The sequence below is a fragment of the Pseudonocardia hispaniensis genome (assembly GCF_042658695.1).
Classification (GTDB): Bacteria; Actinomycetota; Actinomycetes; order Mycobacteriales; family Pseudonocardiaceae; genus Pseudonocardia; species Pseudonocardia hispaniensis.
On record NZ_JBHSQW010000036.1, the window covers coordinates 1 to 1,014 of the forward strand.

At 71.1% G+C, this 1,014-nt stretch carries 1 protein-coding gene; it reads left to right on the top strand.

Annotation, left to right across the window (positions count from 1 at the left end; translation table 11 throughout):
* Nucleotides 1-46: 46 nt before the first annotated feature.
* Nucleotides 47-995 (top strand): IS5 family transposase gene (locus ACFQE5_RS19020; RefSeq protein WP_379586871.1). Its coding sequence is split into 2 segments (ribosomal slippage): nt 47-385 and nt 387-995, totalling 948 coding nucleotides; the frame shifts between segments, so codons are not numbered across the junction.
* The last annotated feature ends 19 nt before the right edge of the window (nt 996-1,014 follow it).

Here is a 1,014-nt window from a genome sequence, read left to right on the forward strand (position 1 = left end):
GTGTCCCGTGGATCTTGGGTGTCGGATGCGGTAGGCAGGTGTGGTGCTGGATCGTCACGATCTGACCGACGCCGAGTGGGCGCGTCTGGAGCCGTTGTTGCCGGACACGACCCCGCGGCGGGGCGGGCGGTGGGTTGATCACCGGAGGGTGCTCAACGCCGTGTTCTGGCGGACCCGCTGCGGCGCGCCGTGGCGGGACCTGCCCGCGAGCTACGGGTGCTGGAAGACCATCTACAACCGGCATCGGCGCTGGTCGGCGGACGGAACGTGGGAACGTGTCCTCAATGAGCTGCGCCGCGACGCCGACCACAGCGAGGGCCCGGACTGGACCGTCGCGGTCGACGGGGCCCTGGTGCGCGCCCATCAACACGCCGCCGGTGCCCGGCACCGCCCGCCCACCGATGTCGCCCAGGAGGTCGTGGCGCCACTCAAGCTGGACACAGGGGGCACGGTCGAATGACAAGAAACCGGGCCAGAAGCGGGCCGGTCGGCCCGCCCGGGAGACGATCGGCCGCTCCCGCGGCGGCCTGACCAGCAAGATCGTGCTGGTGGCGGACCGTCGGGCACGACCGGTCTCCCGGGTCACCGTCGCCGGACACCGCCACGACTCGCTCGCCTTTCCCGCGGTGCTGGAACAGATCAGGATCGGCCGCCGCGGCCCGGGGCGGCCGCGGACCCGTCCGAGCCGGGTCCTGGGTGACAAGGCCTTCTCCAGCCGAGCGATCCGGGCTCACCTGCGCAGACGCCGGATCCTCGCGACGATCCCCGAGCCCGACGACCAGATCCGCAACCGCCGACAGCGCGGCGCACGCGGCGGGCGACCACCCGCCTTCGACCCGCAGATCTACAAACAGCGCAACTGCGTCGAGCGGGCGATCAACAAGCTCAAGGGCCACCGCGCCGTGGCCACCCGGTTCGACAAGCGCGACTACATCTTCCGCGGCACCATCGACGTCGCCTCGATCCGCATCTGGCTCCGAGACCCAGTCACATGATCCACGGGACAGGCTCTAG